The sequence below is a fragment of the Clostridium sp. DSM 8431 genome (assembly GCF_900116755.1).
In the GTDB taxonomy this organism is placed as follows: Bacteria; Bacillota; Clostridia; order Clostridiales; family Clostridiaceae; genus Clostridium.
In genome coordinates, this window is sequence record NZ_FPBY01000061.1 from 1 (window position 1) to 19,550 (window position 19,550).

18 protein-coding genes and 1 riboswitch are annotated in these 19,550 nt (G+C 26.8%); of the genes, 14 read left to right on the forward strand and 4 right to left on the reverse strand.

Annotated elements, in window-relative coordinates; translation table 11 throughout:
• The 7 genes from BM384_RS07895 to BM384_RS07925 form a co-directional block, all read left to right on the forward strand.
• The coding region (locus BM384_RS07895; RefSeq protein ID WP_139232072.1) for a zinc ribbon domain-containing protein at positions 1 to 176 on the forward strand (176 nt) is incomplete at its 5' end.
• Positions 177 to 357: 181 nt separating this feature from the next.
• A riboswitch (molybdenum cofactor riboswitch) is annotated at positions 358 to 493 on the forward strand.
• A 334-nt stretch (positions 494 to 827) separates the two neighbouring features.
• The gene (locus tag BM384_RS07900) at positions 828 to 2,507 is read left to right on the forward strand and encodes a M3 family oligoendopeptidase (RefSeq protein ID WP_090012677.1); all 1,680 of its coding nucleotides are present in this window, start codon (positions 828 to 830) and stop codon (positions 2,505 to 2,507) included.
• Positions 2,508 to 2,821: 314 nt separating this feature from the next.
• Complete coding sequence (locus BM384_RS07905; protein WP_175537316.1) at positions 2,822 to 4,390, forward strand: GGDEF domain-containing protein; 1,569 nt, start codon at positions 2,822 to 2,824, stop codon at positions 4,388 to 4,390.
• A gap of 128 nt (positions 4,391 to 4,518) precedes the next feature.
• Positions 4,519 to 4,848, forward strand: a complete 330-nt coding sequence (locus tag BM384_RS07910) for a phasin family protein (protein ID WP_090012680.1) — start codon at positions 4,519 to 4,521, stop codon at positions 4,846 to 4,848.
• Positions 4,835 to 6,403 carry an ABC1 kinase family protein gene (locus BM384_RS07915; protein ID WP_090012682.1) on the forward strand — a complete coding sequence of 523 codons (1,569 nt, stop codon included), beginning with the start codon at positions 4,835 to 4,837 and terminating at the stop codon, positions 6,401 to 6,403. Before BM384_RS07910 ends, BM384_RS07915 begins: the two co-directional genes overlap by 14 nt.
• Before the next feature lie 146 nt (positions 6,404 to 6,549).
• On the forward strand, positions 6,550 to 7,410 hold the full coding sequence (locus BM384_RS07920; RefSeq protein ID WP_090012684.1) for a radical SAM protein: 861 nt from the start codon (positions 6,550 to 6,552) through the stop codon (positions 7,408 to 7,410).
• Between the two features lie 72 nt (positions 7,411 to 7,482).
• A complete protein-coding gene (locus BM384_RS07925; protein WP_090012685.1) occupies positions 7,483 to 7,785 on the forward strand; it encodes a hypothetical protein in 303 nt (100 codons plus the stop codon).
• 61 nt (positions 7,786 to 7,846) lie between these two features.
• Here BM384_RS07925 and BM384_RS07930 read toward each other — a convergent pair whose 3' ends face one another.
• Complete coding sequence (locus BM384_RS07930; RefSeq protein ID WP_090012687.1) at positions 7,847 to 8,233, reverse strand: hypothetical protein; 387 nt, start codon at positions 8,231 to 8,233, stop codon at positions 7,847 to 7,849.
• Between the two features lie 277 nt (positions 8,234 to 8,510).
• Between BM384_RS07930 and trkA the strand changes: the two genes are divergently transcribed.
• A complete protein-coding gene (gene trkA / locus BM384_RS07935; protein ID WP_090012689.1) occupies positions 8,511 to 9,872 on the forward strand; it encodes a Trk system potassium transporter TrkA in 1,362 nt (453 codons plus the stop codon).
• 3 nt (positions 9,873 to 9,875) lie between these two features.
• On the forward strand, positions 9,876 to 11,321 hold the full coding sequence (locus tag BM384_RS07940; RefSeq protein ID WP_090012690.1) for a TrkH family potassium uptake protein: 1,446 nt from the start codon (positions 9,876 to 9,878) through the stop codon (positions 11,319 to 11,321).
• A gap of 50 nt (positions 11,322 to 11,371) precedes the next feature.
• On the opposite strand, the gene BM384_RS07945 is transcribed toward BM384_RS07940, so the two are convergent.
• Both BM384_RS07945 and BM384_RS18490 read right to left on the reverse strand, forming a co-directional pair.
• Entirely contained in the window at positions 11,372 to 12,850 is a 1,479-nt protein-coding gene (locus BM384_RS07945; RefSeq protein WP_090012692.1) for a methyl-accepting chemotaxis protein, read from the reverse strand.
• 176 nt (positions 12,851 to 13,026) lie between these two features.
• Positions 13,027 to 13,152 (reverse strand): hypothetical protein, encoded by a 126-nt coding sequence (locus BM384_RS18490; RefSeq protein WP_278280899.1) that lies wholly within the window; start codon positions 13,150 to 13,152, stop codon positions 13,027 to 13,029.
• A 103-nt stretch (positions 13,153 to 13,255) separates the two neighbouring features.
• On the opposite strand from BM384_RS18490, the gene BM384_RS07950 reads away from it, so the two are divergent.
• Together BM384_RS07950 and BM384_RS07955 are read left to right on the forward strand one after the other, a co-directional pair.
• Positions 13,256 to 14,026 carry a GNAT family N-acetyltransferase gene (locus BM384_RS07950; RefSeq protein WP_090012694.1) on the forward strand — a complete coding sequence of 257 codons (771 nt, stop codon included), beginning with the start codon at positions 13,256 to 13,258 and terminating at the stop codon, positions 14,024 to 14,026.
• Positions 14,027 to 14,271: 245 nt separating this feature from the next.
• Positions 14,272 to 14,949, forward strand: a complete 678-nt coding sequence (locus BM384_RS07955) for a GNAT family N-acetyltransferase (protein ID WP_347455056.1) — start codon at positions 14,272 to 14,274, stop codon at positions 14,947 to 14,949.
• Positions 14,950 to 15,053: 104 nt separating this feature from the next.
• Here BM384_RS07955 and BM384_RS07960 read toward each other — a convergent pair whose 3' ends face one another.
• Positions 15,054 to 15,575, reverse strand: coding sequence for a nitroreductase family protein (locus BM384_RS07960; RefSeq protein WP_090012695.1), 522 nt, complete (start codon positions 15,573 to 15,575; stop codon positions 15,054 to 15,056).
• Positions 15,576 to 15,697: 122 nt separating this feature from the next.
• On the opposite strand from BM384_RS07960, the gene BM384_RS07965 reads away from it, so the two are divergent.
• The 3 genes from BM384_RS07965 to BM384_RS07975 all read left to right on the forward strand — a co-directional run.
• Positions 15,698 to 16,054, forward strand: coding sequence for a hypothetical protein (locus BM384_RS07965; RefSeq protein WP_090012697.1), 357 nt, complete (start codon positions 15,698 to 15,700; stop codon positions 16,052 to 16,054).
• Between the two features lie 109 nt (positions 16,055 to 16,163).
• Positions 16,164 to 18,161, forward strand: a complete 1,998-nt coding sequence (locus tag BM384_RS07970) for a fructose-1,6-bisphosphatase (protein ID WP_090012699.1) — start codon at positions 16,164 to 16,166, stop codon at positions 18,159 to 18,161.
• 406 nt (positions 18,162 to 18,567) lie between these two features.
• Positions 18,568 to 19,550 (forward strand): right-handed parallel beta-helix repeat-containing protein (locus tag BM384_RS07975; protein ID WP_090012700.1); only part of this gene is annotated, 983 nt, incomplete at its 3' end.

Here is a 19,550-nt window from a genome sequence, read left to right on the forward strand (position 1 = left end):
TAGATAAATTTTTTGCAAGTTCACAATTATGCAACAAATGTGGATATAAAAATGAGGAAGTAAAAGATTTAAATATTAGAGAGTGGATTTGTCCTAAATGTAATGCAAAACATAATAGAGATATAAATGCAGCGATAAATATATTAAACGAAGGATTAAGAAATATAACTATATAAATAGATAATATATATAAGAACCGTAGGAACTACGGGGATAGCTTGGGTTTGCTTAGCACATTAGTGCTATCGACCAAGAACCCTGCGACTTCAGTCGTGGGAGGTTCAGTTAGATTATTCAGACTTTTTTAATCAAGATGAAAAGTATAGATATTATTATAAAGGACAAAAATAAATATTTTTAAAAAATATACTCCGAACAAAAGTATTTAAGGGTATTTTTACCTATGATACTGCGTCAAGACTTAAGTCTTCAGGGTTGTAGTAGGAAACAAATCAGCCTTCCATGTTTGAAAAGGAGTTTATTTTTCATATATAAGATTACTTTATAATATTAGTAGAAGAGAGATAAAATAAGAATTTCCTCTGTCTTCTATTAATAAATACAAGGGTTAAAAGATAAATAAATATGTCGAATTTATACATATTTTTATAAATAAGAATACAAGTAATATTTGAAGTAAGAAATATAGTTGTTTTTGATGTTGTTATTAAATATATTTAGTAAAAATATCATAATATATATTATATTTTGATTTAAATTTCATAACATTAGAAACAAATAATTGAATTTATAATAATATTAACATATAATATATACTATAATGTTAAAGTTTTTTGCTAAAAAATTTAAATTTTAGGAGGTAGTATATGGAGAATAATAACTTTAAGTTAAATACTCTTCCATATGAAAGAGTTACTATTGAAGCTTTTCAAGAAGAAGGAAAAGTTATTTTAAAAGAATTTAAAGAAGCTAAGACTGGAGAAGAACAGTTTGAAGTTCATAAAAAATATTATAAACTTATAAAAAAAATGCAGACAGCTATTGTTTTAGCTGCATTAAGGCATAATGGAAATGTTGTAGATAAGTTTTATGAAGAAGAACAAGATTACTATGATGAAATAGAACCAAAAATAACAGCTTTTGATAATGAATATAAAAAGGAATTATTTAATACTAAATTCAGAAGCTTTATGGAAGAAAAAATAGGAAAGATAGCTTTTAAGGATATAGAATTTGATTTAAAATCATTTAATGATTCACTTATCCCATTAAAGCAAGAAGAAAATTCTTTAGTATCAGAATACGGAAAATTATTAGCTGAAGTAAAGATAGATTTTGAAGGAGAAGAATTAAATTTATCCTTACTTGGAAAATATCTTACTTCTAAAGATAGAAGCATGAGAATAAAAGCTGTTAAAGCAAGAAATGAAGCTTTAGAAAAAATTAAAGATAAGTTAGACGATATTTATAATAAACTTGTTTCTAATAGAAATGCTCAGGCAAAGAAGCTTGGACTTAAAAGCTATGTTGAACTTGGATATTATAATATGGGAAGAACAACTTATGGTATTGAAGAAGTAAGAAACTTTAGAGAACAAGTTAAAAAATATCTTGTACCATTTACAAGCAAAATTCATGAAGAAAGAAGAAAGAGATTAGGTCTTGAAAAATTGGATTCAGTTGATGAAGGTATATATTTTGCAGACGGAAACCCAGCACCAAAGGGAACTCCTGATGATATTTTTGCTGCAGGTAAGAAAATGTATAGTGAATTATCAATAGAAACTAAAGAGTTCTTTGATTTTATGTTAGATCATGAATTATTTGATGTTTTAGGTAGAACTAATAAAGCTGGCGGCGGATATATGGATATGCTATTTGATTATAAAGCACCAATAATATTTGCAAACTTTAATGGAACAAGTGGAGATGTAGATGTTATAACTCATGAAAGTGGTCATGCATTCCAAGGCTTTATAACTAGAAATGATGAAATAATGGAACATAATAATATAAAGATGGAAACTGCAGAAACACATTCAATGTCAATGGAATTCTTTGCAGAGAAATGGATGGAATTATTCTTTGGAGATGAAGCAGATAATTATAGAAAAATGCATTTTGAAGATGCAGTAGCATTTATTCCATATGGATGTATGGTAGATGAATTCCAAGAAATTATATATTCTAAACCAGAACTTACTCCTGAAGAAAGAAGAGAGGTTTGGAAAAACCTAGAGAAAGAATATAAACCTCATTTAGCATTTAAAAATGATGAGTTCCAAGGAGAAGGACGTAGATGGCAACTTCAAAAACACATATATGAAGTTCCTTTCTACTATATTGATTATTGTTTAGCTCAAACATGTGCACTGCAATTTAAAATTATGATGGAAAAAGATTATGAAAAGGCTTGGGATAAATATTTAGCTTTTGCAAAGGAATCAGCAAAGGATAGTTTCCAAAATATGCTTCATAATGTAGGCTTAAAGAGTCCTTTTGAGGATGGATACATGAAAGAATTAGTTGAAAATCTAGAAAAATAGAAAGATTCTAGTATTATTTTACAGGGTAGTGATTTTAAATTTTATATTAAAATCACTATCCTGTAAATTTTTAATAAATATTATGAAAAATAAATTTAAATTAAAAGAAATATTTAAAAAGTTTATATTAAAATTATAATATTAATTATATTTTTTATATAAATTAATTTCTTCTTGTATTTTGAGAAGATAGTTTTGTTGAGATGTGAAAAGAAATGTGATATAAGTATATTAATAATAGTGGGATATTTATAAGGGCAAGTTTAGAATTATCAAATATGTATACCATAATTAAAGGTAGGTTAATCTTGAATATGAGAAATAAATTTAAATACTTATATATGTTAATATTTCTTATTTTTATTGGTCTTACAATTGCTATATTAAAAGATCAAAAAATAGATTTCAATATAAATGATAAAAATATGCTAAGTGTTGAGGTGAGTGATACAGGAAAGACAAAAATTTCTGTTACATATACTTTAGCAAACAAGGCACTAGAAGATAATTTTCTTTTTTTTAAGTCAAGTAATAGAGCAATACAAGTGTATATTGGTGATGAAGAGGTATATTCTTATGATAATAATTTCATTTTGTTTTCTTTAAGTAAGTATAAATGGCATGTTATTAAGATTAAGGATAAATACATAGGTAAAGAAGTTAAGATATATGACAACTCATCTGAAGATAATGAATTATATGACTTAAAAACCATAAATTTTGTTAATGATACCAATGCTATATTAGGGAATGTTATGATAAATGATATGCCTAGTATATTAATAAGTTTAGTGATTATTTTCTTTTCTTTCTTACTTATTATATTGTGGATTATAACTATAAGAATAGAGAAAAGTAATAATTTATTGTATTTATCTATATTATCAATTTTAATTTCTATAGTCTTTTTAATTAATACCAATATGGCAAGACTTATAGTACAGGGTAATGTATTAAATATAATATCTTTTGAAATTAGTATGCTTATACCTATGGTTGTAATTCTTCATTATTTTGAATATAAAAAAAGTAAACTTTCAATAATAAGTATAACTTTTCCTATTTTAAGTTTTATTGTTGCTAATACATTAATGACATATAGAATTCTTAATTTAAAAGAAGGAATAATGTTTGCTAATATCTGCTTATTAATAGAATCATTTATTTATACTGAGGAACATTTATATAAAGTATTTGTTAAAAAGGAAAAGGTAACTAAAGCTGCAGACTGGGCTTTTATATTTATGTCTATAACTATATTAATAGATGTAGTTAATAACGATTTATTAAAAGCAAACTTTTATTTCATTTTTTCTAGAATAGGAATTGTTTTTTATATAGGTACTTTAGCATATGATGTATTTACAGAATTAACAAATTCTCTTTTGATTGGAAAGAAAGCAAGGGTCTATAAGAACTTAGCTTATAATGATATACTTACTGGCATTAATAACCGTCGTGCATTTGAAAGGGATATGAAAAAAATTGATGGAAATCATAATAAGTGTAATGGTACAGTTATAGTAATGATTGATATCAATAATTTAAAGATAGTAAATGATTCAAAAGGTCATGAAGCTGGAGATGCTTATATAGCTAAAATCATTAAGTATATAGAAGCAAATATAGAAGATTTAGGAAAGTTCTATAGAACTGGTGGAGATGAATTTGTAATAGTGTCCTCCAAGAAGGAATATGAGGAGCTTAAATTAATCTTTGAAAAAATGGGAGAAAAAATAAAAATTAGCAAAAGTGATATGAGCTTTGCTTTTGGTTTTGCAGAGTTTAATGAAGAAGAAGACAGAAGTATTTATGATACTTTAAAAAGAGCTGATAAACATATGTATGAAAATAAGGTGAATTCAAAAAAGAATAGAAAATAATTATTATAAGGGTCAAGAATTGTTCTTGGCTCTTATTTTTACTATTACTATATTACAAAATGCATACCTTATGAAAGTTTATCATAATATTGTAAAAATATTACAATATATAAAAAGGGAGTGATTTTATGAGCAGTGTATTTGGTGAAGAATTAAAAAAGATTTTATTAGTTGGTATTGGAGCAGTTGCTGCATCTGCAGAAAAGTCGAAGGATATTGTTGATGAGTTAGTTAAAAAAGGTGAAGTTACTGTAGAGCAGGGAAAAGTATTAAATGAAGAACTTAAAAGAAAAATTAATGATAAGAAAAAGGATGTTAAAGAAAGATGGGCAGAAGAAGAAAAGTCTGAAAGAATGAATAAGGTTTTAAAGGCCATGGAAAAGATGACTCCAGAAGAATTAGAAAAGATTAAGGAAAAATTAAATGAAGACCAAACTGAAGTAAATGAAGAATCATAGAAAAAGGCTTATTGAAATATTAGAAATACTTAAGGAAGAAAAGATTACAAAGGGAATTAATCCTGAAAAATTTAGAGTTATAATTGAAAAACTTGGGCCTACATTTATTAAGCTTGGACAGATTATGTCTATGAGAAATGATATTCTTCCTATGGAGTATTGTGAAGAACTTAAAAAACTTCAAAATAGTGTAGAGCCTTTGTCTTATGAAAAAGTAAAGGAGATAATAGAAAAAAATTATGGAATACCTCTTTCTTTGGTGTTCCATAATTTTAGTGAAAAACCTATTGGTTCAGCATCAATTGCACAGGTGCATAAAGCTGAATTAAAAGATGGAAAAGTAGTAGCTATTAAAATTCAAAGAGAAAACATTTATGAAATTATGTTTAGAGATGTAATTTTACTTAAACAGGCCTTAAAAATGATTAAATTTACAGGTATAGTAGATGGGGTTATTGATTTTAACATGGTAATTGATGAAATATGGCAGGTTGCTAAAGAAGAAATGGATTTTTTAATAGAGGCAAAAAATATAGAGGAATTTGCAAAGTTAAATAAGGATATTAAATATATAAAATGGCCTGAAGTAATTATGGAATATACTAATTCTAAAATTCTTGTTATGGAATACATAGAAGGAATTCAGATAGATAAAGAAGAGAAATTAAGAAACTTAGGTTATGATCTTAATGATATAGGAGAGAAACTTATTAATAATTATATGAAACAGGTGCTAGAGGATAGATTTTTTCATGCAGATCCTCATCCAGGTAATATATGTATTACCCAAGGCAAAATTGTATGGCTTGATTTTGGAATGATGGGGAGGATATCAGCAAAGGATCAAAAGTTATTAAGACAGGCTATTTTATCATTTGTAAAAAGAGATATAAATGGAATTAAGAATGTTATTTTAATAATAGGAAAAATAAATGGTGAAGTTGATCATAGCAAACTCTATGAAGATATAGACTTTCTTGTAAGTAAGTATGCTGAGATGAATGTAAGTGATATGGACATAAGTGATATTTTAGATGAGTTTTTAAAAGTAGCTAAAATGAATAATATATCTATGCCTAAAGGGGTATCAATGTTATCTAGAGGTATACTTACTATACAAGGAGTTATAAAAGATTTATGTCCAGAATTTAATTTCTATGACATAATAAAAAACTATTTAAAAAGTGATTTAGCAAAGGAAATGAAAATACAAAATCAAATTTTAGATATAATAAAACAGTTGATTTTTTCTGGAAAAAAAGCAACTTTCTTATTTGGAGAATTATCAGATTTAATTAATATGACAATTAAGGGACAAAGTAAGTTGAATTTAGAACTTAAAGGCTCTTTAGAATCTCTTATATCAATAAATAATATGGTAAATAAAATAGTTTTAGGAATGATATCAGTAGGTCTTTTTATAGGCTCAAGTATTATTTGTATTACAAAAATGAAACCAAGAATTTTAGGAATACCAGCGCTGGGATTTATTGGTTTTTTGCTTGCCTTTATACTTAGTGTATTGCTTATTATAGATATTAATAAGAAAAAATAATGTTTTTATGTATTTTTAAATATAGCGAAGGTCCACTTTAAGTGAAAAGTTTAGGTGAAATTAAATTTATTATAAGTAAAAAAGATTATGAAAATTAATGTTATAGCATAGAAATTAATATATCAATAGAATTAGGAGATAATAATTTGCAAAAGTATGTTATAAATGTCTTTCAAAATATATTAAAGGATGCCACAAAAAATCCTAAGGAAGCAGCCTTCATAGTTAAATTTGGAATGAATTTAAAAATGGCCAAAAGAAGGCGTAGAATTTACAAAGAAAAGGGTGAAAGAGTTCCTAAGCTTATTATAGGAAGCCTTAATAGTAATTGTAATTTTTTCTGTAGAGGATGCTATAAGAGAAATAATAAAAAAATTATTTATGATAATGAAAATACCTTAAGTATTAGTGAATGGCGTAAAATAATAGCACGAGCTAAAAATATGGGGGTGCTATCTTTTGCCTTTACAGGAGGAGAACCATTAGGCAGAAAAGATATTTTATATGAAGCAGCAAAGGTAAAGAGTATAGTGTTTCCCACTTTTGTTTCTGTAGAAACTATAACAGAAGATAGTATAAGTATTTTTAATGAAAATAGAAATATAATACCTATATTAAGGATTAAGGGAGATAGAAAAAATGAATCTGAACTCTTTATTAAAGCAGTAAAAACTTTATATAAATATAAAATATATTATGGAGTTATTGTTAACCTTAATAAAAAGAATTTATATGAGGCAACTGGAAAGGAATTTATAGAAAGTGTATATAATTATGGATGTAAGGCATTAATTTTTGCAGAAGATGTTAATAATAATATTATAGATGATAATGACAGAGAAGTTCTTATAAAAAAAGAAAAATATCTTAGAAAAAATTATAGTAATATATTATTTTTCTATATTAATGAAAAAAATAAAAAGGTAAATAAATGCCTTGGATTTGATAATGAAATATTCCAGGTTAATTTTAATGGAAATATGGAAAACTGTATATATTTGAAGTAGAAGACAAAGAAAATAAATTAGTATATAATTATTAGAAGATAAAATAGTTAGAAAAGAAAAATAGGAGAAAAAATGAAAAAAGTAACAAGCAAACACAATGATTTTTTATTTACAGCTAAGGATACTACCAGCGCAAAAATATATTCAGTATTATTAGATTTAGTAAATGAAGATAGAGAAGACTTAGCTAGAGAAGTTAAGAAGGTTGATTATCTACTTGGATATACAAGTATTTGTATTAAGCAAAAGGATTTTAAAGAAGCAAAATTTACAATTAAAAATATTGAAGAAAGATTAGAAAATCTTCAAAGAGAAAATGTTAATATTGAATATTTACAATATTTATATGAAGGTATAAAAAAGAAAATGAAATAAGAAAATTAAAAAACTCGTACTTAAAATATACGAGTTTTTTAATTAATAGATATTTCATTAATTAATGTCTATGTCTATGGTGGTGTTTTGAATTCATCATGTCAGGATTCATGTTCATTCCATTCATATTAGGATTACCATTTTGATTCATTAACATACTAAGCATATTCATCAAAGGATTATTATTTTGGTTAATGTTTGGCTGTCCCATATTTTGAGGATTTCCATTCATATTACGCATCATATCAGAAAATGGATTTTGATTATTCATATTATTATTCATACCACCCATAAGCATGCTTAATAAAGGATTATTTCCCATCATGCTACTATTATTATTCATACCTCCCATAAACATATTCATAAGAGGATTTTGGCTGATTATATTGTTTCCCATCATTCCACCATTTAGCATAGTACCTAGAAGCATATTTAGTAAAGGATTCATTTACTCACCTCTAATAATAGATAATTAGTATATTTATATATACTATTTTTTTATTATAAAAATTGTTACTATATTAATAAAAAGAGAAAAGTATTAAAGAAAATATAAAAGTGATATATTATATATGAGGGTGTAAAAACGTAGATGAAGTTGAAATCTATTTATAAAGATATATAAACAGAAAAAAATAGGGTTTTATGTGAATTGAGATAAATTACTCTATAATGTATAATTGAAAAATACAATAATAGTGATTTGAGTACAAGGAGACAAAAAAATGAATATTATTATAGTTGGTGCAGGAAAAGTTGGATATTCTCTGGCAAAATATTTGTCTGGAGAAGATGATAATATAACAATAATCGACAATAAAGATCTTGCACTTGAGAGGATAGCAAATAATCTTGATGTTATGTGTATTAAAGGAAATTGTACTAATTTTAAGGTATTAGATGAAGCAGGAATAAGAGAGGCAGACCTTTTAATTTCTGTTACTAATAGTGACGAACTTAATATGCTTTCATGTCTTGCAGCTAAAAAGCTAGGTGTTAAATACACAGTCGCTAGAGTTAGAAATCCTGATTATGATGAAGATATTACAATTCTAACTAAAGCAGTAGGCATTGATTTGGTTATAAATCCAGAAAAAGAAACTGCATATGAAATATCAAGACTTATTAAATTCCCATCAGTTTATAGCATTGACAGCTTCTCAAAGGGAAGAGTTAATCTTGTTGGGTTTAGAGTTAATAAAAGTTCGCTTGTAGATGAAAGAATATGTGATATAGATTTCGTAAGAGGAAAAGTACTCTTTTGTGGAGTAGAAAGAAATGATGAAGTAATAATACCTAATGGTGACTTTGTTATAAGAAAAGACGATAGAGTATATGTAATTGGTGAAGAAAAGAATATTCAAAACTTCTTTAAATATCTTGGAAAATATAAAAAGAAAGTTAGAAGCTCTATGATTATTGGAGGAGGAAAAATTAGTTACTATTTATCTAAAATCGTAAGTGAATATGGGGTTAATTGTAAGATTATCGAAAGAAATACTGAAAAGTGCAGAGAACTTACAGAGCTTCTTCCTAATAGCATAATTATTAATGGTGATGGAATGGATCAGGATCTTTTATTATCTGAAAGTCTTCCTGAAGTTGATAGTTTTATTACTTTAACAAGTAGAGATGAAGATAACTTAATTGCAGCTTTATTTGCAGCAAATCAAAATGTTGGTAATATAATAACTAAAATTACAAGAGATAACTATGCACAAATAGCTGATAATGTTGGTATTAATTCTGTAGTAAATCCTAAGTTTATAACTTCTAATAAGATTATAGGTTATGTTAGAGGATTAAAGAATAATAAAAAATGCTCAATAGATCATATCTATAAAATATGTAATGACCATGCAGAAGCAGTAGAGTTTATTGCAGGTGAAAATACAAAATATATAGATGTTAAGCTTAAAGACATTGAATTTGATGAAGATTGCATTGTTGCTGTTATTGTAAGAGAAGACAAAATAATAATACCAACAGGTGATGACTGCATAAAAATAGGTGATAGAGTAATTGTAATAACAAAGGATCATACCCTATTAGATATCAATGAGATATTTATTGGGGGGTGCAAATAGCTAATGAATTATAGATTTGCCCTAAGAGTTATAGGTAATGTATTAAAATATGAGACTTTACTTTTATTTATACCTTTACTTGTAACACTTATATATAGAGAAAATCCTATAGGGTTTATAGCAACCATATTAATATCTGGTTTAGCATCACTTATTCTTTGTAGGATTAAGATTGACAAGCAACAAATGTATGCAAAAGAAGGGTTTATAACAGTAGGAATTGCATGGATAATGATTTCAGTAGTAGGTGCACTTCCATTTGTAATTGATGGCTCTATACCATCTTTTGTAGATGCATTTTTTGAAACAGTATCAGGTTTTACTACTACTGGAGCAACAATTTTAACAGAGGTAGAGTCCCTTCCAAAGGGAATATTATTTTGGAGAAGTTTTACCCACTGGATAGGAGGTATGGGAATACTTATTTTCATGCTTGCACTTATTCCTTCATTAGGTTCAAGTACAATTCACTTATTAAAAGCTGAAAGTCCAGGACCAAATCCAGGTAAAATTGTACCTAAGTTAAAAGAAACTGCTAAGATTCTTTACATAATATATTTTGTATTAACTATAGTTCAAACAATATTATTAGTAATGGCAGGATTACCTTTATATGATTCTCTTATAACAGCACTGGGAACAGCAGGTACTGGTGGATTTTCTAATATGAATGCAAGTATAGGTGCTTATCATAATTCAGCAGTTGATTGGATTGTTACTGTATTTATGATTATTTTTGGAATTAATTTTGCTCTATACTATCAAGTATTAAAAGGTAATATAAAAAATGCATTAAGAAATGAAGAATTAAAGTTTTATGCTTTAATAATTGTATCAGCAATTGCATTAATATCCTTTAATATTTATGATTTTTATGGAAGAAACTTAGGAGAAACTATAAGATTAAGCTCATTTCAGGTAGCTTCCATAGTAACTTCAACAGGATATGCTACAGCAGATTTTAACTTATGGCCTTCAGTTAGTAAAACAATTATAGTATTTTTAATGTTTGTAGGAGCTATGGCAGGTTCTACAGGAGGTGGAATTAAAACTATAAGAGTAGTAATTATGTTAAAGGCTATTAAAAGAGAAATAAATAAAATTCTACATCCAAAAAGAATTCAAAGTGTTAAAATTGACGGAAAAGTAGTTGGAGAAGAAACTATATCAGGAGTATTTCTATTTATTGGAGCATATACAATAATAGCTTTAATAGCTATGTTTATATTATCCTTTGATGGTTTTGATCTTGTAACAACAAGTACTTCTGTAATAACTACATTAAGTAACATAGGACCAGGTCTTAATCTAGTAGGGCCAACAGGAAACTTTTCTATTTATTCAAGCTTTAGTAAGATTGTTTTATCTTTCTGTATGCTTGCCGGAAGATTAGAAATTTATCCAATGTTAATACTATTTAGTCCATCTTTATGGAGAAAGAACTATTAAAAAATACCGTATTAATGATTTTTATCGTTAATACGGTATTTTTTATTACTTTATATGTATTCCTTTAATTTTTCAGACGCACTAACAAGTTCTTCTGTAATCTTTTTAGTTTCATCTATATGAAGTAAAGTTGTATTTGTAGCAGAAGAAGTTTTTGACATTGCAGTTTTTGCTAGTTCATTTGAATCAGAAATATTCTCAATGCTACTTATTATTTTGTTATTAAAGTCAAGAACAGAATTAATTCCATTAGAAACTTCTGTTACTTCTGAGTGAACATTATACATATTATCTAAAGTTCTATTAAAGATATTTTCAGTATCTTGTATAAGTTTATCCTGCTGAGAATTAGCTTTAACAAGCTTTTCCATTGAATCTACAGAAACCTTTACTATTTCTTGAAGTTCAGATATGATTTTTCCTATATTAGCAGCAGCTTCAGTTGACTGAGAAGCAAGTTCTCCTACTTCTTTAGTTACTACAGCAAAGCCTTTTCCAGCTTCACCAGCGCTTGCACTTTCAATTGCTGCATTTAGTGAAAGTATATTAGTTTTATCAGCTATAGCCAAAATAGTATTAGTTATATTTCCTATTTTCTTAGTTTTTTCTTCTAATTCAAGCATTGCATTATGAGCAGAAAGTCCAGACTCATTCATAATAATTTTCTTATCAGTAAGTTTTTTTACAATTTCTATACCTGAATTCATTTCATCAATAGTTAAATTTGAAATTTTATTAAGTTCATTGGCTGTATTTGCAGTGTTAATAATAGCTGAATGTATATTTTGAGTTAAGTCAACTTGTTTATCAACATTAGAGAAAGTATTATTAATTCCATCATCCATTGATTTCATATTATCATTCATAACTTTACTTGATGCTTCAAGATTAGAAACTATTCCATACATTTCAGTTGAGTGAGTATCTAGAAGATTTCCTATTTCTAGGACTTGATTTAAGATGCGTTCTTGATTTTTATTAGCTTCTTTAATATCTTCAAGACTTTCATTATTAAATTGTTTTGTTGTTTTAGTTGCAAGTACTGAAGTCCAACATACTACGAGTACAGCAAGAAATTGAATAGTATAATCAGTAACACTAGATTTATCATTAAGATTTATAATAGTAATAAGCCATATTATTCTTAAAATATTAACTGATATTATTGAAGAGGCTATTTTTTTCATTAGTTTAACTTCGCCGTAAATAGAGTACATATATAGTACTGGAAATACATATATAAAAACTAAAGTTCTTGTACTAGTGAACATAGCATAAGTATATAGTAAATAAAATCCTATATATGCATGGTTTTTTATTTTAAAAATGTTTTCATCATTCTTGGATAATATATAAAGATATAAAATAAGAATAATAGAAACTGCTATAAAGGCAGCAAAGGATAAAGGCTGTATTTGACCTTTAAAAACATCTGCAAGTTTACCAGCAATAATTGCGGTTATAATAGTGCATATAGTTATTATTACAAGTTTGTTAGTTTGTAATGTGTTCTTTTGTTGTCTATTCATGTAGTTATCCTTTCTTAAAAAATATTATTTAAATTACTATAAATTATCGATAAATCGACAAGGAACTTAATGGGAATTCAATAAAAAATTAAAAAAAAATATTTTTTAATAATTTTAAAATGATATTAAAAAGATAAAAAATACTGTGTATTTTTAACACAGTATTTTTTAGGAGATTAATTATTAGATTTTTCCCATGCAATTAGTACAAAATCCTTACCCGTTTCCTTTTTTACTAAGTTTTCTGCATCTTTAATTGCCTTAAATTCATTTGAGTTAATATCAGCAATTTTATAATTCATAAAATCATCTCCGGCGGATTGTAGTATTATCTTTTATAGTGTGTCACTAAATACAATAAATATGTTAAAATAATTCTAATATTTAAATTTTAAGGTGAGGGAAATGATTAATAAATTAAAGTCTATGGAGTTAGATTATATAAGATGTTTTTCAGAAGAGAAAAAACATGAAAATTATATAGAATTTTATGATAATAAATTTAGAAATACATATACATCAAATATTTCTATTTTGAATGAAGATTTAAAAAATAATGAGTTAATTGAGCTAATAAATAAAGAGGTATCTCTATATATAAAAAAAGGAAAGGACTTTTTGAATTTTGAAGTTAATGATATAGTGGATGAAAATTTTAGTAAAAGTTTTTTAATAAAACCTAAAAGAGTAGATACTTTTAATTATTTATCCATAGAAAGTAAAAAATATGAAGAAATGCCTGAATTAGAAGATATCATTATAAAAAAAGTTTGCAGTAAGGAAGAATATAAAAAGCTTATAGATATAAGCGTAAAGGACAATGAAGGAGTTTTAGGAAGAGGCTACTCCATTAAGAGAATTAAGAGAAAGATTCAGGTTTATAAAGATGAAAGTAATAATCTAAGTTCATATATATGCTATTACAAAAATGAGCCTATAGGATCTTATGAATTATTATTTAAAGATGGAATCTGTAAGATAGAGGATTTTGGAGTATTAAAGGAATATAGAAGAAGAGGAATTGGAACGTATATACTTAAAAATATTTTAAGAGAAAATCATAAAAATGGAGTAAATACTAACTATCTTATAGCAGAAAAAGATGGAGAAGCAGAAAAACTATACAAAAGACTTGGATTTGTTAAGTATGGTGAAAAAACTCAATTTATATGGTAAAAAAGTTTTTTTTGTGTTAGGTGAAACTTTCAGTTTGTGAAATTTTTTCTTTAAATTAAGATTTTTAAGGATAATTTAGACGAGTTAGATGATGCTATTGAATATATGGAATTATTTACAAATACTTAAGGGGTATGCTAAAGTTAAATGGGAAATTTTTGTTTTAAGAGGTGAGATGGATGATATATGAAATAAAAGATACTTCAAAAGTAAAAGAATTATTTAATGGATGGGAATAAACATTAATATATTCATGTGTACAAAAGGTTATGGGAAAGATATATGTCACTGATTTGTATAAACCTAAATCAGCCTTTGCATTTGTAGGTTGTTTTGGATTTTTTGCTGGAGAACCTAGTGGAGAGTTAGTTATGAATAAACCATATGGTTTTGCCATTATGGTACCTGAAAATGAAAAATGGGCTGAATTAATTGAAAAATGTTATCTTGATTCAAAGAAAGTTACTAGATATGCTATAAAAAAGGACACAAAATTTGATAGAGATATGCTAAAGGAAGAAATAAATAAACTTCCTAGTGGATATAAATTAGAAAAAATTGATTCAAACAATTATGATGAATGTTTGGAAAATCCTGCGTTAGAGGATTTGGTTTCTGCATTCCAAAGTAAAGAAAAGTATTTAGAGATGGGTAGAGGAATGGTTGTTACAAAAGATGGTATGATAGTATCAGGTGCATCTTCCTACACTCGATATAATGAAGGAATAGAAATTGAAGTGGATACAGTTGAATCAGAAAGAAGAAAACATTTAGCAACTGTAGCCTCAGCAGCTCTTATATTAAATTGTTTAGATGAAGGATTATATCCAAGTTGGGATGCTCAAAATATGAATTCTGTTCGTCTGGCAGAAAAGCTTGGTTATGAATTTGCATATGAGTATATTGCATATGAGGTTAAGTAAACTTAAGTTTTCTTATTTATCATGATAAAAGGACTTCTGTTATAATAATCTATCAAAGAAGTCCTATATTATCTGTAATTTACAGGGATTTTTCACCCTATGAGTTATTTTATTATTTTTATGATATTATCTTTAATTGCATGCTCTCTTGGAGTTTCATTTGCATAGCCAAGAGCAGCTATTCCCCATACAATATGATTTTTAGGAATTTCAAATTCATCTAGAAGTTCTCTTACAGAAGGCTCATCACATATAGTTTTTAGCTGATTAATCCAACATGAGCCAATACCTAGAGAATTAGCCATTAAGAATATATTTTGAAGAGCACATGATGAATCTGCAAGGCCATTAGTGTTGTCTCTATCATTAGATACTAGAATTATTGTTGCAGGATTATACATGTTGTAACTTTCATCTCTTCCTAAAGCTTCTCTTATTACTTTAGCCAAGCTATTAATCTTTTCTTTATTTTGAATAGCAGTGAACTTCCAAGTTTGTCTATTCATACCGCTTGGAGCATATGTACCTGCCTTAAGAATTAGCTTAAGATCTTCATCACTTATTTGTTCATTTTTAAAAGAACGGATACTTCTTCTAGTTATAATATTTTCAAATACTTCATTCATTTTTAAACACTCCTTTAAGTTACAATATATAATTATTTTACCATACTGTTGTATTTTGATGAAATGAATACTTATATATGCTATTATATAAAAAATGAAACTTTAAGCGAGGTTAATACATTATGAAATTAGTAGAAGTTTATGAAAAATATAAGATGATAGATGGAGATTTTAATTTATTTTTAGAAAATCTTCTTGAAGATAAATCTCATGAATATAGTCATGAAGTAGAAAGAAAGCTTACAGAGTATAAAAATATATATGAAAATTTAAAAGTTGAAAGCGATGAAATTCAGATAGATGAAGAAAGAAGTAATGATTTAAGAGACTTAAAATATTTAATTGTAGATTCATATTTTTTACTTATTGATTTAGAAAACTTTTATAAGTATAAAGAAATTGAAAGATTTAAGATGAGAGCAGTAAATCATATTAATAAAAGAAGACGAGCTTCCTTTGCTTCTTATTTTTCAAGATAATTCAGATAATTTTTAAAAATTTGGATATATAAAAAAATATTTAAGTTGATGAAAAATATGTTAAAATAATCATAATATAACTATGAAGATAAGTTGAGGTGTGATTATTATGTCATATGAAGAACTAACGAAAGAGAGTATTGAAGATAAGATTGTTTCAAGAAAAGCTTATCTTAAACTTTTGGCTAAACAATATCCAACAATAGCAAAAGCTTCTACAGAAATTATTAATTTAGAGGCTATTTTAAATCTTCCAAAGGGTACAGAACATTTTCTTACAGATATACATGGAGAGTATGAACCCTTTATACATGTACTTAAAAATGGTTCAGGAGTAGTAAGAAGAAAGATTGATGAAATATTCGGAAATACAATGCTAGATTCAGAGAAGAGAAAGCTGTCTACTCTTGTATACTATCCAGAACAGAAGCTTGAATTAATTGCAAAGGAAGAAAGTAATATTAATGATTGGTATAAAATAACCTTATATAGACTTATTCAATTATGCAGATATGTTTCTTCTAAATATACAAGATCAAAGGTAAGAAAAGCTCTTCCAGAAGATTTTAGATATGTAATAGAAGAATTATTACATGAGCAAGGAAATGAAATAGATAAACAGAATTATTATGAAAAAATTATAATGACTATAATAGATATAGGAAGAGCTAAAGAATTTATAATAGCTCTTTCAAAGCTTATACAAAGGTTTGTAATTGATAGACTTCATATATTAGGAGATATTTATGATAGAGGGCCAAGACCGGATATTATTTTAGATACTTTAATAAATTACCATTCAGTAGATATACAATGGGGAAATCATGATATGGTATGGATGGGAGCAGCTGCAGGAGTAGAGCAGTGTATTGCTAACGTATTAAGAATCTCAGCGAGATATGCAAATTTAGATGTGATAGAAGATATATATGGCATTAATTTATTGCCCCTTGCAACCTTTGCTTTAAGATATTATAAAAACGATCCATGCACTGAGTTTATACCAAAGGTAAGTAGAGATACATACAATAATCATGAAGTAGAGCTTATAGCTAAAATGCATAAAGCCATTACTATATTACAATTTAAACTTGAATATGAAATTATAAAAAGACGACCAGAATTTAAAATGCAGCATAGACTTTTATTACATAGGATTAATTTTGATAAAGGTACTATAACATTAAAGGATAAGAAATATGAATTGAAAGATAAGTATTTTCCTACAGTTGATAGAAATGATCCATATAAGCTTACGGAAGAAGAAAGAGTGCTTATTGAAAAGCTAAAATCATCTTTTATTAATAGTGAGAAATTACAAAGACATGTTACATTTTTATTTGCAAAGGGAAGTATATATTTAAAATATAATTCTAATCTTTTATTCCATGGATGCATACCTTTAAATAAGGATATGACTTTTAAGAGTATGAAAATTAACGGTAAAACCTATAAAGGCAAAGCTTTATTAGATAAGTTTGATTCCTTAGCAAGAGAGGGATACTTTAATAAAAGTGATGAAGAGAAAAAGAGATATGGAATGGATATAATGTGGTATTTGTGGACTGGCGAAACTTCATCTTTATTTGGTAAGGAAGAAATGGCTACCTTTGAAAGATACTTTGTTAAGGATGAAGAAACTCACATAGAAGTTAAAAATAGTTATTATAATTATAGAGATAATGAAGATATGTGTAATATGATTTTTAAAGAGTTTGGATTAACTTCAAAGGAATCAATTATAATTAATGGACATGTTCCTGTTAAAAATATTAAAGGTGAAAGCCCTATAAAATGTAATGGAAAGCTTCTTGTTATTGATGGAGGGTTTGCTAAGGCCTATAGAAGAGAAACAGGAATAGCAGGATATACTCTTATATATAATTCTTATGGATTACAACTTGTATCTCATGAACCTTTTGCATCTACTGAAGAGGCTATTGAAAAAGAAACAGATATATTATCTACAACAACTTTAGTAGAAAAGAAACTTCAAAGAAAAACAGTAGGGGATACGGATGTTGGAATTGAATTAAGGAAACAGATAAAAGATTTAAAACTACTTTTAGCTGCCTATAGAAGAGGACTCATAAATGAGATAATATAAACTAGTATATTAATATTTAATAAATCACGAGATACTTTTATCTTGTGATTTTTTTCTAATATTATAAAAATTTTATTGTTAAAAGTATGGTGATAGCTATATTATCGTTGTAAAAACTTATGTATTTACATAAACAAATAAGATATAAAAAGTAAAAAGTTTATTATTTGTTTAAAAAAATAATTAAAAAATATAAAATAAATATACATTTTCTGTGTGATTTTTTAAAAAATAATGAAAAATTTAAATTCCACGACAAAATAAGGCGCTTTCATGCTAAGTTTCTTCAAATGTATACAAGTATTGTATATAATTAACACATAAAAATAATTTAAACAATTTAATGTAAAGGTTTTAAGAAAACGTTATCTAATGTTTTCTAAATAAAATTTAGGAGGAATTTATTATGAAAAAAGTAAAAGCACTTTGTTTAGGAGTTAGTTTAGTTTTAGGATTAGCATATACACCAGGTTTAGGAGCAGTAACAGCTCATGCTGCATCAGGAACTACTTATACAGTAAATAGCAGTCAAGGTAACAGTGGTTTAAAGAATGCTTTATCAAAAGCAAAAAGTGGAGATACTGTTCAAATTGATGGAGCAATTAAGAGTGTTGAAGTATCAGTACCTAAGGGAGTAACTGTTAAGGGTATAAATGGAGGAAAAGTAGACTTTTCACCATCAGCATCTGGTAAAAGAGGATTTACAGTAAATGCAGACAACGTAACAATTCAAGATTTACAAATATACAACGCAAAAGACAACGGAATCTATATGGAAGGAAGCCATTGTAATTTAATAAGCTTAAATGTACATGATAATGGAGATGCAGGAGTACAATTATCAAATGGAGCTTCTTATGACACATTAAAGAAAGTACATTCACATCACAATGTTGATAAACCAACAAATGGAGAAAATGCAGATGGTTTTGCAATTAAACTTCATTCAGGAGAAGGAATTGTACTAGATGGATGTGTATCAGATAACAACTCAGATGATGGATATGACTGCTATGCAACTCATGGAGCAATTACATTTAAAAACTGCCAAGCAAACTATAATGGTGAATGCTATGGAGTAAAAGGAGATGGAAATGGATTTAAATTAGGTGGAGTAGATAATAAAACTCCTGGAGTTGCAGCTCACTTAGATCCAAATAACCATGTATTAACTGGATGTAGTGCTACTGGAAACAGTGCAAGTGGATTTGATAGAAATAATCAAATGGGTGTTGTAACTATGACTAGCTGTACAGCAGATGGAAATGGAAAGAACAACTTTAACTGGCCAGCAAAAGGTAAGCCATCAGCTTTAGGATATGAAGTAACATTTGGTAAAGCTAAAATAGTAAGCTGTACTTCAAAAAATGGTACAAATAATATATCAGG

Excerpts from the sequence above, each read along its gene's own strand:
- BM384_RS07900 (WP_090012677.1), top strand. The coding sequence starts at position 828 with ATGGAGAATAATAACTTTAAGTTAAATACTCTTCCATATGAAAGAGTT.
- BM384_RS07905 (WP_175537316.1), top strand. The coding sequence starts at position 2,822 with ATGAGAAATAAATTTAAATACTTATATATGTTAATATTTCTTATTTTT.
- BM384_RS07910 (WP_090012680.1), top strand. The coding sequence starts at position 4,519 with ATGAGCAGTGTATTTGGTGAAGAATTAAAAAAGATTTTATTAGTTGGT.
- BM384_RS07915 (WP_090012682.1), top strand. The coding sequence starts at position 4,835 with ATGAAGAATCATAGAAAAAGGCTTATTGAAATATTAGAAATACTTAAG.
- BM384_RS07925 (WP_090012685.1), top strand. The coding sequence starts at position 7,483 with ATGAAAAAAGTAACAAGCAAACACAATGATTTTTTATTTACAGCTAAG.
- BM384_RS07930 (WP_090012687.1), bottom strand. The coding sequence starts at position 8,233 with ATGAATCCTTTACTAAATATGCTTCTAGGTACTATGCTAAATGGTGGA.
- trkA (WP_090012689.1), top strand. The coding sequence starts at position 8,511 with ATGAATATTATTATAGTTGGTGCAGGAAAAGTTGGATATTCTCTGGCA.
- BM384_RS07940 (WP_090012690.1), top strand. The coding sequence starts at position 9,876 with ATGAATTATAGATTTGCCCTAAGAGTTATAGGTAATGTATTAAAATAT.
- BM384_RS07945 (WP_090012692.1), bottom strand. The coding sequence starts at position 12,850 with ATGAATAGACAACAAAAGAACACATTACAAACTAACAAACTTGTAATA.
- BM384_RS18490 (WP_278280899.1), bottom strand. The coding sequence starts at position 13,152 with ATGAATTATAAAATTGCTGATATTAACTCAAATGAATTTAAGGCAATT.
- BM384_RS07950 (WP_090012694.1), top strand. The coding sequence starts at position 13,256 with ATGATTAATAAATTAAAGTCTATGGAGTTAGATTATATAAGATGTTTT.
- BM384_RS07960 (WP_090012695.1), bottom strand. The coding sequence starts at position 15,575 with ATGAATGAAGTATTTGAAAATATTATAACTAGAAGAAGTATCCGTTCT.
- BM384_RS07965 (WP_090012697.1), top strand. The coding sequence starts at position 15,698 with ATGAAATTAGTAGAAGTTTATGAAAAATATAAGATGATAGATGGAGAT.
- BM384_RS07970 (WP_090012699.1), top strand. The coding sequence starts at position 16,164 with ATGTCATATGAAGAACTAACGAAAGAGAGTATTGAAGATAAGATTGTT.